General features: G+C 35.6%; 12 protein-coding genes. 3 read left to right on the top strand and 9 right to left on the bottom strand.

What is annotated here, in order from left to right:
* Positions 1-110: 110 nt before the first annotated feature.
* Positions 111-1,250, bottom strand: a complete 1,140-nt coding sequence (locus CLOCL_RS18620) for an SPFH domain-containing protein (protein WP_014256765.1) — start codon at positions 1,248-1,250, stop codon at positions 111-113.
* Positions 1,251-1,716: 466 nt separating this feature from the next.
* On the opposite strand from CLOCL_RS18620, the gene CLOCL_RS18625 reads away from it, so the two are divergent.
* Both CLOCL_RS18625 and CLOCL_RS18630 read left to right on the top strand, forming a co-directional pair.
* A complete protein-coding gene (locus CLOCL_RS18625; RefSeq protein WP_014256766.1) occupies positions 1,717-2,640 on the top strand; it encodes a M23 family metallopeptidase in 924 nt (307 codons plus the stop codon).
* A gap of 17 nt (positions 2,641-2,657) precedes the next feature.
* Positions 2,658-3,077, top strand: a complete 420-nt coding sequence (locus tag CLOCL_RS18630) for a bactofilin family protein (protein WP_014256767.1) — start codon at positions 2,658-2,660, stop codon at positions 3,075-3,077.
* A gap of 105 nt (positions 3,078-3,182) precedes the next feature.
* Here CLOCL_RS18630 and yunB read toward each other — a convergent pair whose 3' ends face one another.
* Positions 3,183-3,845, bottom strand: a complete 663-nt coding sequence (gene yunB / locus CLOCL_RS18635) for a sporulation protein YunB (protein ID WP_014256768.1) — start codon at positions 3,843-3,845, stop codon at positions 3,183-3,185.
* A 260-nt stretch (positions 3,846-4,105) separates the two neighbouring features.
* Between yunB and CLOCL_RS18640 the strand changes: the two genes are divergently transcribed.
* On the top strand, positions 4,106-6,508 hold the full coding sequence (locus tag CLOCL_RS18640) for a transglycosylase domain-containing protein (protein ID WP_014256769.1): 2,403 nt from the start codon (positions 4,106-4,108) through the stop codon (positions 6,506-6,508).
* A 189-nt stretch (positions 6,509-6,697) separates the two neighbouring features.
* On the opposite strand, the gene CLOCL_RS18645 is transcribed toward CLOCL_RS18640, so the two are convergent.
* The 7 genes from CLOCL_RS18645 to proB form a co-directional block, all read right to left on the bottom strand.
* Entirely contained in the window at positions 6,698-8,320 is a 1,623-nt protein-coding gene (locus CLOCL_RS18645) for an IS1182 family transposase (RefSeq protein ID WP_014256770.1), read from the bottom strand.
* Positions 8,321-8,450: 130 nt separating this feature from the next.
* Positions 8,451-9,662 carry an ABC transporter permease gene (locus tag CLOCL_RS18650; RefSeq protein WP_014256771.1) on the bottom strand — a complete coding sequence of 404 codons (1,212 nt, stop codon included), beginning with the start codon at positions 9,660-9,662 and terminating at the stop codon, positions 8,451-8,453.
* Between the two features lie 14 nt (positions 9,663-9,676).
* Positions 9,677-10,954 carry an efflux RND transporter periplasmic adaptor subunit gene (locus tag CLOCL_RS18655; RefSeq protein ID WP_014256772.1) on the bottom strand — a complete coding sequence of 426 codons (1,278 nt, stop codon included), beginning with the start codon at positions 10,952-10,954 and terminating at the stop codon, positions 9,677-9,679.
* Positions 10,955-11,028: 74 nt separating this feature from the next.
* Complete coding sequence (locus CLOCL_RS18660) at positions 11,029-11,763, bottom strand: ABC transporter ATP-binding protein (protein WP_014256773.1); 735 nt, start codon at positions 11,761-11,763, stop codon at positions 11,029-11,031.
* 146 nt (positions 11,764-11,909) lie between these two features.
* Positions 11,910-12,995: a TolC family protein gene (locus tag CLOCL_RS18665; RefSeq protein ID WP_014256774.1), complete on the bottom strand. Its 1,086-nt coding sequence runs from the start codon at positions 12,993-12,995 to the stop codon at positions 11,910-11,912.
* Positions 12,996-13,000: 5 nt separating this feature from the next.
* Positions 13,001-14,164 carry a TolC family protein gene (locus tag CLOCL_RS18670; RefSeq protein ID WP_014256775.1) on the bottom strand — a complete coding sequence of 388 codons (1,164 nt, stop codon included), beginning with the start codon at positions 14,162-14,164 and terminating at the stop codon, positions 13,001-13,003.
* Positions 14,165-14,168: 4 nt separating this feature from the next.
* On the bottom strand, positions 14,169-14,993 hold the full coding sequence (gene proB, locus CLOCL_RS18675; RefSeq protein ID WP_014256776.1) for a glutamate 5-kinase: 825 nt from the start codon (positions 14,991-14,993) through the stop codon (positions 14,169-14,171).
* Positions 14,994-15,297: the final 304 nt, after the last annotated feature.

The following is a 15,297-nucleotide window of genomic DNA, read 5'->3' on the forward strand; positions in this document are numbered from 1 at the left end:
TATAACTATATTTTATTGCGAATCAAACCAAAAAGCCCTCAATACTAAAGAAAAAGAGACAATAGCATTATTACTACTGCCTCCGTTTTTATTTAAGTTATACATATAATCTATATCTTATTGCCGCATTCTGGACAGAATTTTGCACCTGGAGTAAGTTTTGCTCCGCATTTGCTACATGAAATATCCTGTGAAGCACCACACTCGGGACAGAATTTTACCCCCGGATTAATTTCACTGTTACATTTTACACAAGTCGCTTTTTGAGGTGCTACGTTCTGTCCGCAATTAGGGCAGAACTTGGCTCCCTGCTGAACCGGATTGTTACATTTAGGGCAGGGAAAAGTATTCTGACTCTGGGCAGGCTGCTGATTTTGCTGGCCCTGCTGATTCTGAGAAAATATTTGTCCCATCATGTTTCCAATAGCAGCACCGGCACCCATTCCTGCGCCCATTGATGCAAAACCGCCGCTTTGGTTTTCTGCAGCCGAATTCATGGCATCCAATGTGCGTATCTTTGCATAGGCATCCATTCCGCCCATCAGATTAATGCTGCCGCCCTTATCATAAGCTTCCAACAACTCTGGAGGTAATGAAATATCCTCAACAATTAAATCAACCATCTCAAGCCCGAATTGATCAAACTTTTCCCTTACACTTTCCTTAACCTTAACGCTGAATTCAATAAGCTGTCTCTGAAGGTCAAATAAGGAAAGTTTCGACTCTGCAATGGCATCTTTCATATATTGTACAATATACGACCTGAAAGTATCTTCAAGCTCACTTGTTTTATATACCGCCTTTGTTCCGAAAAGTTCACGCATAAACTTTGCAGGATCGGCAACACGATATGAAAACTTACCTCTTGCACTTATTCTCACTTGTCCGAACTGTGGATCCCAAACAAATACCGGGGATTGTGTACCCCATTTTTGATCGGTAAACTGTTTTGTATTTACAAAATAAACTTCAGCTTTAAAAGGAGAATTAAATCCATATTTCCATGATTTTAACTTTGTAAGAATAGGCAAATTCTCAGTAGTTAATTCATATAATCCGGGATAAAAAACATCTGCCAAAACTCCCTCATTTACAAATACAGCAGCTTGTGATTCCCTTACTGTCAACATTGCACCCATTTTAATTTCCTTGTTTGCTACCGGAAACCTGTAAACTATTGTATCGGAAGTCTGATCCGTCCATTCTATTACCTCAATCAGTTGGCCTTTAAGAAAATCCATTAAACCCATGCAATACCACTCCTTTTCTTCGAATAATCCAAACGATAAGTGTCTCATAACGGGATATAAAGCAGCAAAAAATTGAGACACAAGCACATGTAAGAAAAAACAAGACATGCCAATAAGTTCATTTACTATCTGATTTTAGGGTCTTATCCTTAAAATTGTGCATATAACCGTGAAATATCCTGACATAAACCAAATTAATTAACTACTATTATAGATTAACATATTTTATAATTTTTTTAAACACATTTCTTAAAACATATTTATGTAAGAAATCTTATTAATATCAAATTATATCAAAGGTCTAATTATAACAAAACTATCAATTAAAAAAATATTAAAGGTCTTTAGCTGTGTAATTCCACGGTTGTAACTGTCAATAATATATTATATTCAATCAAACACTTTTAATTTTTTTTACACAATGGTATAATAATTTGGAATGTTAGAAATGGAAAAGGCGGTAAATATGCGAAAAAGAAGTAAAGTAAAGCGTGACAAGTATTTATCGATAATGTTTGTACCTCATTCCACAAATGAAATAAAAACTTTTAAAATATCATCATGGCGCAGTAAACTTTATATTTTCACTGCAATAGTTTTAGCTTTGGTAATCGGCTTTACATCATATTTAGGAAATATAATACATACTAACAACAAACTTAAAATTGCACTGGACGAAGCAAATAGCAAGAATGAAGAACAGGCAAGACTGTTAGCTGAAAATGCCGAGCAGATTGCTGCACTGCTTGAAAAGGAAAGGCAATATGCCGAGAACATATCGGAATTCAGCGAAAAATACAAGCAAATGACTGAAAACTATCTGGACAGCAATATGGAAAGCCTGACAGCAAGCAGAGGTTCTAACAGTCGCTCTTTTATAGATGATGCAAGCGAACTTCGGGAAATTTTAGAAAAACTCCGTAACATCAACGATTCTGACGATAGTATTGCCAACAAATTATCCGAATCAGAAAAGAAGCTGCAATCTTACATTGAAACCTTCCCAACACTATGGCCGGCAGACGGACCAATCTCCTCACCTTTCGGATACAGGACCGACCCTATATACTCATCGGAAAGAAAGCATGAAGGGATTGACATTGCAGCACCCTACGGTGCCGATATAAGGGCTTCTGCAACCGGAAAAGTTATATTTTCAGGTACAAACGGAAATTATGGCAAGTGTATAATTATTAATCACAACAACGGTATAACAACCTTATATGGCCATGCTTCCTCGCTTTTGGCAAAAGAAGGTCAAACGGTAAAAAAAGGCGATGTTATCGCAAAAGTAGGAAGCACCGGCAAGAGTACCGGACCGCACCTTCACTTTGAGGTACGTATCAACGGTACCCCTGATGATCCTTTAAAATATCTTGATAAAAAATAAATACAAGGAGGACAATTATGTTCAGTAAGAATACTTCCGGAAATGCAGATTCCTTTGATACCATCATAGGTATCAATTCAAAATTTGAAGGAAATATTGAATCCAGCGGAACCATTAGGATAGATGGCAAAGTAAATGGTGATATTAAGGTTAAAGGCGATGTTTATGTCGGAAAAGAAGCAGTAATAACAGGAAATATCAATGCAAACAATATTTTCGTTTCCGGAAGAGTGGAAGGAAATGTGGAAGCAAACGGAATTCTAAGAATTCAATCATCTGCTAAACTTTATGGCGATATTTCAGTTAACTGTCTGGTTACAGAAGAAGGCAGTGTGTTTGAGGGCAAGTGCAAAATGTTAACAAAATCCCAGGCCGAAAATGCATCGGCTGCAAATAACTCTAAAAAGTCAAAAAACAATTCTTCTGCTTCAGAATAGAATATTTAGTATAGCGCATATAAAAATGGAGTATAATGTACTCCATTTTTTATATACTTTAGTTTCTATATGTACCAATTTATTTAAACCATTATAATACTACAGTTATTCAAAATCCAAATAATAATTGGGCACATCTCCCACTATTACAGTTTCTGCCACAGGCATGCTGGTTGTCACAACGGTTTTTTTTTCAACAAAGGGTATCGCCACCCCCATTTCCACTTTAAACACAATATAAATCCTATGCCTTGTCTGGTTTATACCTGCGCTGCTGAATTCCGATTTAAAATTTGTCTCAACACTTCCGATGGGAATTATTTTGATATTAATCTTAGGGCCTCTGGCAGCAAATATTGTTTGCCCCAGCACTGTACCTAAAGGTATCGATATTTTCTCATCGGACAATTCGGATAATTGGGTTTGAACACTCCTGGATACATTGGCAAATATCCTGTTCAACTTGGCAATATCCGTCTGAACAGAAGTAACAATTCCATTCTCATCTCTATAAATTGTAACAATATCGTCGTAATCGATATTTTCGGGAAAATTCTCACCCACTGCATTGGCAACCACTCTCGAAACTATAGATTTTACTCTGTACTCCGATATTTGATTGATCCCTATTCTTATTCGCTTTTCAATATATGTAAATAAAAATATTAATATGACCAATACAAAAATAATCACCACATAGGTTTTATATATTTTTTTATTGCGTTTTGCATACCATAAGCGGTGATATAAATTGGTTTTCCTTCGCATAAAAAAACCTCCTTATCTAATAGTATGAATTAAGAAGGTTTTTTGTGAATCAGTATTTTTTATATCCCTTGCAAACATGCAAAATTGCATGTTTTGCATTGTTTGCATGCTGTTTGACTGTTATGCTATAATATTAATGTTTTACATAAAAAATTCAGTTTCAAATGTAATTAGGAATAAGTAAATGCCAGCTATAAAATGTCAATCATATATGAGTGAGCACAATTTTACTTATTCCCAAATAAAGGAGAGGAAATGTTATGAGCTCTAATAATACTGCTGTTTCAAATACAAAAACCGGTAAGAAGAAACAGCAAATATCACTGATAAGAGTAATCGGCAATTTAATAAAAGTTTTAATTCTTTTTGCTTTTACCATTGGAGTTATCTTTGCAGGTATAGTGGGCGGTGCTGTCTTTGCCTACATAAAAACCGCCGAACCCATTACTGCCGATCAGCTTGCAATTAAAAACCAGACAACATATGTTTATGACTGTAATAACAAAGAAATTTGTGCCCTGCAAGGAATAGAAAACAGAGAAATGGTGGATTTCTCAGATATTCCTCGATATTTGAGGGACGCCTTCGTTGCAATAGAAGACAAGCGTTTTTATCAACACTCCGGCGTTGATTTCAAAAGGTTTGCCAGTGCGGTTATAAACTTTATACTCCCCGGAGGCGAATCCCATGGAGGAAGTACTATTACACAGCAGGTCGTAAAAAATGTAACTGGAGAAACCCGACGTTCCATAAAGAGAAAGGTTCAGGAAGCATGGCGTGCAATACTGCTTGAACGCAATTTAACCAAAGACCAAATCCTTGAGATCTACATGAACCTTATATATATGGGTGAAAATTGCTATGGAGTACAGTCAGCAGCCAAAACCTATTTCGGTAAGGATGTAAAAGATCTTACCCTGGCTGAATGCGCTTCCCTTGCCGGTATAACCAATCTTCCCGCAAAATACAACCCTTTTACAGCAAAGGGTAGGGAAAACAACATAAAAAGGCAAAGAATTATTTTAAATGAAATGCTCGAACTTAATTTTATTACCCAACAAGAATATGATGAGGCCATTAAGCAAGAACTTGTTTTTGCAGAATCAAACAAACGCAATGACAAGGCCACCAGTACACAGCCCTATTTCGTTGACCAGGTCATACTGGATGTAAAAAGAGACCTTATGGCTATAGGATATACTGAAGATATGGCCATCAAAACCATTTACAACAACGGGCTTAGAATTTACACAACTATGGACTCCGATATACAAAAAGCAATGGACGAAGTCTTTTTGAACGAGGAATATTTCACCAAAGTAAACAAAAATACCAGTCAGTCTCCCCAGGCAGCAATGGTAATTATTGACCCGAAAAACGGCCAAATAAAAGCCATGTACGGAGGTGCCGGTGAAAAAATAGGTATTCCATTTAACAGGGCTACTTCCTTGGAAAAACAACCGGGTTCTACCATCAAACCCATTGCAGTGTATGGTCCTGCTATAAATGAAGGAATTATTACCGCAGCAACCGTAATTGATGATGTTCCAGTGTATATGAACGGAGCCAGTAAAGGGTTATATCCAAAAAATTCTGACGGTTCCTATGCCGGTCTTACAACAATTCGTGATGCCATAACAAGGTCTGTAAACGTAGTTGCGGCTAAAATTTGGAATAACTATTTAGGTGCTGATTTATCCCATGAATACTTGAAAAAAGTAAACATAAACAGGGACAACGAGCGCACTGTTGCCTTATCTTTGGGTGGTCTGTCAAAAGGAGTGAGTCCGCTTCAAATGGCAGCGGCTTATGTTCCTTTTGTAAATAAAGGTATATATTATGAACCTACTACCTATACAAGAGTTGAAGACGCCAACGGCAATGTTATTCTTGAGAAAAAACCAAACTTTAACATTGTATACGATGAAGCAGCTGCTTTTATAATGGTCAATATGTTGAAAGACGTTGTCAACTCTCCTGACGGAACGGCAAACCGTGTTAAAATCCAAAACGGCCGGATGCCCACTGCCGGCAAAACCGGTACAACAGATAAAACCACCAACAAATGGTTTGTAGGTTTTACGCCCTATTATGTCGGTGCCACCTGGTATGGTTATGACAGAAATGTATCCCTGTCTTCTGCAGAACTTAACAGAGCCCAGACTATTTGGCATGCTGTAATGGATAAGATTCACAAGAATTTAGAGCCTGTTGATTTTGAAGTTCCTTCCGGAGTTGTTAAGAGGACAATTTGCAAATACTCCGGTAAAATTGCCACCGAATTGTGCCATAAAGACCCAAGAGGGAATGCTGTAAAAACCGAATATTTCATAAAGGGTACTGAACCCGGCGAAGAAGACACTTGTGATGTTCATTTACTTGCCAAAGTATGTAAAGATTCTACCGATGCTTTTGGTCGAAATCTGCTTGCCGGAGAATATTGTCCGTATGAATCAACCATGGAGCAGGTATTTGTTAAACGTAGAAAACCTTTTACACCTACCAACCCGGGAGACCCATACCCCAAAGATTGGAAGTATGAGTATCCTGGAGACGAGTACTGCAGTCTTCATGGACCAAGAGATTTTGAACACCCGCATGGCCCTAATAATAATTCAAACGGCAATCCTTTCTTCGATTGGTTCAATGACTTGTTCAGATAATTTTTATTGCTTATACAAAAAGGGGCTGTTGCATTACAGATTAATAATCGTAATGCAATAACCCCTTTTTATTTAAAATTGATATATTTTATTCTTAAAACGTTGTCTTTTATTTATTGTTCCTAAAAAAAGGGTACACTAAATAAACGATACAAACTTTGCTATTTATACCATAAATATTTTTTATGTTTATGCTGTCTTTAATGGATGTAAATACGTGGCACATCGTTTTGACTGAATTTTGTTATGCAGCTTGTTTACATTATGTGCTAAAGCAAGAAGAATACATTCTGCTAAGATATTCTTTTTGCCTCTACACAAGAAACGTCTGAATCCCATATCTTGTTTTATTTCTCCAATAACCCCTTCGACCTGAATACTCCGATTTATTCTGAGTTCAGTTCCTTCTTCACTGAGGATTCTTTCTAAGGCTTCCTCACGTTTTTGCTGGAATGATTTAGATACCTCAAGACGTTTAGTCCGTTCTTCCAGCGGTTTTTTGCTGTTTCCCCTAATGCATTTTGATTTGAAAGTACATTCACTACAGTCTTCGCATGTATAGCAGGTTTTCTTACTTATATATCCTGTTTTGCTTTTACTGAACTTTATTCCTGTTACTACAAGCTTTTTTCCATTACTACATATGTAAATATCCTTTTCTTTGTCATATATCATATTTTCCTTTATGCTAATATCTGCTTTATACTTACGTGTCCTACTAACTTCATAATTGGATGGTTTAATAAACGCACGTTGGTTGTTTTCATCAAGATAAACGTAATTTTCCTCACTTTCATACCCTGAATCAGCAACTATATTTTTGTAAGTATACCTCAAATGACTTTTGATACTGTTTAAGAATGGTATTAGAGTGGTTGTATCTGTAGGCTGAGGACCAGCACTTATCCATACTATGTATTCAGCATCTACTCCAAACTGAATATTGTAACCAGGTTTTAATTGCCCATTCTTCATAGCATCTTCTTTCATTCTCATGAAGGTTGCATCAGGGTCTGTTTTTGAAAAACTATTTCTCTCTCCCATGGTATGTAAATGCTTATTATATTTCTTAAGTCTTGATATGTATTCATCCAGCTGTTCCAATGTTTTTTGGAGAGGAGATTTTCTTTTTCCTATTCCATAGACAAATTCGATATCTTCATCCTTTTTTATTTTGCATAGTTTACGCCTAAGCTTTTTTAGATGATACATTTTGATTTTATCTCCATATACAATTTTAAATCCGTAATCTTCTTCTGCTTTCTTAAAAAATGCAGGAATCTTATCCATAAGTTTTTGCTGATTTTTAGTAACAGAACCTTTCCAGACAAAAGTATATTTGTTTGAAGAAGCTTCAATTTTTGTCCCATCAACAAAAAGATTCTTCATTGAAAGTTCTCCACATTCAGCAAGTATTTCAGTAAATTGTGCCATAAGATTTTCTGAAACAGGTGCAAAATGAAGGCTCCGAAATCTCGCTATTGTTGTATAATCTGGAGCAGGAGACCCTTCAAGAAGGTACATAAAGTTGATATCTCTCTTACAAGCACTTTCAATTTTTCGAGTAGTATAACAATTATTCATATATCCGTAGAGCATGACCTTCAGCATCTGTGTTGGGGTTGCTTGTTTTTTCCTTATACGGGAATAGGTCTTATATAATTCTGTTAAATCCATCTCCTCCACTATCTGACCCAGCAACCTGACAGAATCATCATTAGGTATCATGTACTCAATATTTAACGGTAATTTTAATTGATAGAAATCACCGCGAATGGTATAATCTTTATGTGTTAAATTATTTAGTGGCATAAATACATTTTACACCAAATTCCGGACTTTTCGAAGTCCGGAATTTGCTTTTTAGACACAAAAGGACTGTTACACTAATTTTCTTAGTGCAACAGCCCCTTAAATAATGTCGCTAATAATTTTCATATCTTTATTCATATCTTAAAGCTTCAATAGGATCCAAATCTGCAGCCTTTTTGGCAGGATAAACACCAAAAATCAGACCTAATGCAACCGAGCCTAAAAACGCTCCTATTATAACCGGTATGTCAACTGAAGGCGGTATATTTATCATCTTGGAAATTATATTTCCTGCTGTTATGCCGAGAAAAATGCCGATCATTCCGCTTATTCCCGTCATGATAATGGACTCCGTAATAAACTGCATAAGAATATCAATTTTCTGCGCTCCCAAAGCCTTCCGAATTCCTATTTCCCTTATTCTCTCGGTCACCGATACCAAAAGTATATTTACAATGCCAATTCCGCCTACAATGAGGGTTATAACAGCAATTACAAGGAGAATTGATGAAATAACACCCAAAATATTTGAAATGATTTTTTGCACATCCTGTGAACTCTGGGCATAAAACAAATCCGATTTGCCGCGCTTTCTTTCCAAAGCCTTAACGATCCTGTCCCCCAACTCTTTAAGTCCATCTTTCTGCTCTGTGGATACATCTATGCTTTGAAGTATTTTGTTATTAAAATAGATGCTTTGAAGAGTAGTTATAGGAACATATACCACTGCCGGAACGTTTTCATTATCAAGCATGCTTTCATATAATTCGCCATAGGATTTAATTACTCCTACAACCTGCATATTGATAAGTTTTCCCCATGAAGTTCTAAAAGTTACAGTTTCTCCTACTATATCAACCCTTTTAAAATATCTTTTGGCAAAGTATTCGTCCACAACTATAACATTTGATTTTGACGTGTTGTCAAAATCGTTTATAAACCTGCCATCTGCCATTTCAATAGCAGAAAAACTTTTGTATTGTGAAGAAACCCCATTAACAATTGCATCCCTGGTTTTTTCGCCTATTCTCAGTGACCCGGATCTTTGTATACTAGCTGCAATGTTTTTAACTTCCGGTGCAACCTGTTTTATGGTTTCAAAGTCCTCTAAAGTCAACATATCCGATTCGCTTATATCAGATTTTTGGTAAGTTATCGTGATAGTGTTTGCCCCCATTTTTTCAAACTCACTGCTTATATAAGACTCTGCCGCATTACCTATAGCAACTATGGTAATAACTGAGAATACCCCCATAATAATACCCAGCATTGTTAATGCAGATCTTAATTTGTTGGCACCCAAACTTTCAAGGGCTTGCTTGAAGCTTTCAAAAAAACTCATTCACACCCCCTCCTTTAATTGTCATTTAAAATTTTTACCTTTATACCGTCTTTATGGGTAGGTTGCGGGTCAAGTATAACCAAATCCCCTTCATTTAATCCTTCTAAAACTTCTCCCATCACATCGGATACCAGACCAAACTTTATCTTCTTTTCAACTGCAATATTATCCTCACTAATAACATAAGCAAACATATTGCCGTCTTTATCCTCTTTATAAATGTTTAAAGGCGCTAATAATATATTGTCTTTCTCGTTGGTATAAATGTCACAGGTAACACTCAATCCCGGTTTCAACGGAACTTCTGACTCTTCAATGGAAATAAGGACTTCAACCGCAATCTCTTCTCCTCCTGATGTAATATTAGTCTTTGCAACAGGAGATATGCTTTCAACCTTTCCAAGCACATTGGCATCTTTATCTATACCTTCACCGGTTATTACAACTTTCTGACCTATTTGCACACCTCTTACGTTGTATTCGTTAACTTTGGCTTTAATCCTCAATTCATCGGTATTGGATATTTTAAAAGCCGGCATGGCACTGTTGGTAAAAGACCCCTGCTGGACATTAACCTCCACAATAACCCCATCTATGGGACTTAATACCGAATTGTTCAGTTTTTCAATCTTTTTTTCAAGTTCCTTTATACTTAATTCTATTGCTTTTAAACTCTCTTCCTTAACTCTCCTGTCCATATTTTTGCTTGATACGGCGGATTCATAAGTAAGCTTTGCATTATCTAGAGCCCTTTTTGCATCATCCACTGCTTTTTCCGAAGCTTCCAGTTCACTTTTTGTAATTGCACTGGCTTCATAGAGTAATTTGTTTTCCGCAAGCTTTTTCTCAGCATCAGCCAGAGTATTTTCTGCTGCATTAACTGCCGATTCCGCCTTTTTTATCTCCGCTTCAGTAACAGGAGAATCTAAAGACAGTTTCTGCACATTTCTGTCTATTTTAAGTTTTTCCAGCTGTGAAATCAATTCGTCCATATCAAGTTCCATCAGTTTCTGACCTTTTGTAACTTTATCATTTACGTCAACAAGTAACTTGCTTACTTTAAGCGGAGTTTCAATATAAACCTCACTTTTTTCTATTTCTTCAATAAAACCGGTTGCCGAAACCTTGGTAGAGATTGAACCCTTTTCAATTTTATGAGCTTTGACCGGATAAATAATTCCTTGATTAAATGCAAATACCGATTCAAAATTTTCTCCAAAAGTTGCAACTGCTACTGCCAAACCACCAATAACAAAAACCACAATTATTAATATAATTATTCCTTTCTTCATAGTTAGCCTCCTCAAAACAGATTTTTTCTCTGTTAAAAAATAAACAAAGTATATTACAAATATGAATCCTAAAATCAGGCCATTCGTTCCATTTTATTCAGCCTTACAACCTCTCTTGCATCAAGAGGATTTTCAATTATCTTATCTTCTACCATTAGCCCATCCTTAAATTTCACAAACCTTTTTGTATGTTGAGCTATATCCGGTTCATGAGTGACAAGAATTATAGTTACACCATCCCTGTTAAGATCCTGAAAAACAGCCATAATTTCCTCGCTGGAGTAACTATCCAAATTCCCCGTCGGCTCGTCGGCAAGTATAATTGAAGGATTGTTTACCAGCGCCCTTGCTATAGCAACTCTTTGCCTTTGACCTCCCGACATTTCATTGGGCTTGTGATTCATCCTCTCTTTTAATGCAACTCTTTCAAGAGCTTCAATAGCCCTTTTTCTTCTCTCCTTCGCACCCACCCCTGCATATATCATAGGAAGTTCTACATTTCGCAAAGCCGTCATTCTAGGAAGGAGATTAAAGGACTGAAAAACAAATCCTATTTTTAAATTTCTTATTTTTGCTAATTCTCTTGAATTCAGCTTGGAAATATCCACACCATCCAATATATATTTTCCGGAAGTTGCACGATCAAGACATCCTATAATGTTCATTAAAGTTGATTTGCCGGAACCCGACGGACCCATTATCGAAATAAATTCACCTTTATCAACGGACAAATTCACATGCCTTAATGCAGTTACAGAAACCTTTCCGTTTTTATAAACCTTGCCTAAATCTCTTATATCGATGATCACTTCTCCATCACCTACTTTACAGTTATAGTTAAACATTGCAAAAATTACATGTCGAAATGTAGATTGCTACATCTTCAACCCCAAATATTTCCAACAGTGTGAACCAAAAGCTACCTATCCAAATATGTTCAGACAATACTACTTTGCTATTTTACATATAAGGTGTCAAATTCGGTTCTTAATATGTTGTAATTATATATAGCAAGATAAGTCTGATATTTTGCATCCAAATAATCTTCTTTAGCCTTTAGAACTTCTTCCTTGCTTATCAATCCTTTTTCAAACTTAAACTGTGCATTATTCATTTTGTTTAAGCAAATTGCCTCCCACTTCTGGGCCAATTGAACTTTATCTCTTGCAGTAAGTATATCATTATATTTATTTCTTATGGATACTTCCAAATTAACTTTTGCATCCTCAAAACTGACTTTTGCATTTTCCAAATTCAGCATATTTTCATCATAGGTAGGTGTACCTTGTTCATAATCCTCTTTTGTAAATTCCATTATTTTTTCGCTTGCTTTTAATTCCTCACTTTTTATATACAGCTCAGCGTCATTATTTAAAGCATCTTCAACAACTTTCTCAATATCAATATTCTTTGTTGAAGTAAGTACCAAATCATCCTTAATTTCTATCAAATCCTCACTCATATCGAAGCCCAAAATTCTCCTAAGTTCAAGGTTTGCAGCTTCAAGCTTGCCTGTAACTTTATTAATATCAATGGCTTTTGAATCAAGGGCATATTTGGCATCAATCAAATCATTCTCTGTCAGTTTACCTTCTTTAAAACGGGCTTCAGCAATTTTGTACTTCTCATTCAAAATATCCTGTTTGGCTTTTTCCATTTCAAGTTCCTTTTTTATCAGTAGCATATTGGATGTAGCCTTGTAAGTTTCAAGTTCCAAATTTTTTAAATTTTTCTCCTTGATTTTTTTTGCATATTCCAATTCAGCTGCAGCTTTTGCGGGATTTACCTCTCTGGCTATCTTGTTATTTAATTTATCAATTTTGGTATTGACACTAGTACTCATTTTTGCATCTTTTTCCGCATCACGAAGTGCACTTTCCTTAGCCTTAATATTCAAATCATCTATCACTGCCTGTTTGCTGTTGGAGGCTGCCACATTTTTCGATTCCTGTATGCTGAATTTCAGGCTTTCAGCAGCAAAAGCAGTAGTTACAGCAGTTATAGTCAAAATCGATATAATCAAGCTTGTGTGCTTTTTCATAAAGTTCACTCCTTCCCATATGCAGGACCTAATCCTGCTGCTTCTTCAAGCTTCATTATTTTCGTATTATAGCTGTATATCACATACTCTTTCATATTTTCCAGCTCTTCAATTCCAATCTCCATCTCATCAAGTACGATTTTAGATATAAATCCTCTCTCATACTGTTGCTTCATCTTATCCAAATTTCTTTTCTGCATTTTTATTGTCTCTATAGTACTTTCAATAGTATTCAAATCATTTTTAATTTCGATATATGCCTTCTTAATATCATTTTCAATATCAAACCTGGCTTTTTCCATTTTTACTTTGAGAGTTTCGATTTCAAGTTCCAAATCTTCATATTGTTCCATAATGTTATAATTCTTTTTAAACAGTTTGCTTTTCTCAATAATTCCTTTTTTCAGCTCTTTCAAACGCAGTTCTTCCTCAATACTTTTAATCTCATATCTCTCTGCCAAAGCTTTCTCAATATAATATTCCAAAGGTTTGAGGGTAATGTTTCTTTTTAACTCGTCAAATATGACCTCTTCATACTCTGTTGATATATCCGCTCCCAATATTGAATTCATGGACCTTACTGTATTCTCTCTATTACGCTTTGCTTCCTCCACACTTTTTTCTGCTTTAAGAAGCTCATATTCCGACTCATCTAAATCCTGCCTGGTAATCAGGCCCTGCTCAAATTTCAGTTTATTGATTCTATGTTTGCTTTCAGCCAACTGATATTTTTTTTGAGCCAGTTTATAATCTTTATCGGATTTCATCAATCCGAGATATAAATCGCGCATATTCAAATACAACGATTTCTCGGTAATAGTTTTATTAATTATCATTTTATTCCAATAGTATTTAAGTTCTGCCGGTGTATACTCTTTTGCCAAAGTTAAGCTCAATTTGGTATTGTCATCGTATTCAAAAAAGAACTCTCTACCTCCAAATTTAAAGGTTACTCCATCGGTTTTCAGATTCTTTGTACCCTGGACTATCGAATTATAATTTAAAAACATTTTTCTTTCTTCAATAGCAAGACTTTTTAAAGTTCTATTGTTGGAAAGCATAACCTCTTTTGCCTTATCATATGTAATTATATTGCCAGTTTCACCATTAGCCTGTGCCAATATCCCAAACATACTCACAATCAAAGCTATTGAAATTATTTTTTTCAAGCTGTCACCCCCTATGTAAAAAGACGGAACCTACATCTTCTCCATCAAGAATTCTGAATATTACATTAGGATCTTCCCCATTGGCAATAACCATATCTATACCGGCAGATGCTGCGATTTTTGCTGCCGCTAATTTTGTAATCATCCCCCCTGTACCTCTTGCCGAGCCGACACCTCCTGCATACTGTTCTATTTCTGGGGTAATCTCTTTTATAATCGAAATCCTCTTTGCATCACTGTTTTTTCTGGGATCACTGTCATAAAATCCGCCAATATCTGTCAGTATTATTAGTAAATCAGCCCTTACAATCTCTCCAACCATTGCCGACAGAGTATCGTTATCTCCAAAAACTCTGTTTACCCCCGATTCAATTTCATCCACTGCAACCGAATCGTTTTCATTTACAATCGGAATAATACCTTTCTCTATTAAAGTTTCAAATGTATTGATAACATGTTCTCTAGCTTCATGGTTCTCAACTATGTCTCGGGTAAGAAGTATTTGTGCCACTACATGTCCATACTCCGAAAAAAACTTGTCATATATATGCATCAGTTCAAGCTGCCCTACTGCAGCCACTGCCTGTTTCTCCCTAACTGTCTTGGGTTTACTTTGCAGCTTGAGTTTACTGACTCCAACTCCGATTGCGCCGGATGTAACCAATACTACTTCTTTCTCCTGATTTGCAAGGTCGGACAACACTCTTACAAGTTTGTCAATTCTTGTAAAATTAATTTTACCATTTTCATAAGTCAGAGTGGAAGTACCAACTTTAACAACTATTCTTTTTGCTTTTCCTAAATTCTTACGTAACTCAATATCATTCATTTGACTTTCCCCTTCTAAATTTTATATATATATTTAAAAAACGAATTATAAATGCAATCACTATTCTAATAATTATACTATAAATACACAAAAAAAGTTTAATTTATTAATAAAATTTAATAATTATTCCTATTTTTCAGTAAATATTCCGCAACTATAAAAATTTCAAGTTACCGGCAGCATAATATTAACTCGTGTCTATTGATTTTTTAAATCTAAAGTCCGATATAAATTTCGACAAATTTCGCAAAAATATTAAAAGGTCACGCACAAGCATTACTTTACTTATTAGATAATATTTAGT

It is taken from the genome of Acetivibrio clariflavus DSM 19732, from assembly GCF_000237085.1.
GTDB lineage: Bacteria > Bacillota > Clostridia > Acetivibrionales > Acetivibrionaceae > Acetivibrio > Acetivibrio clariflavus.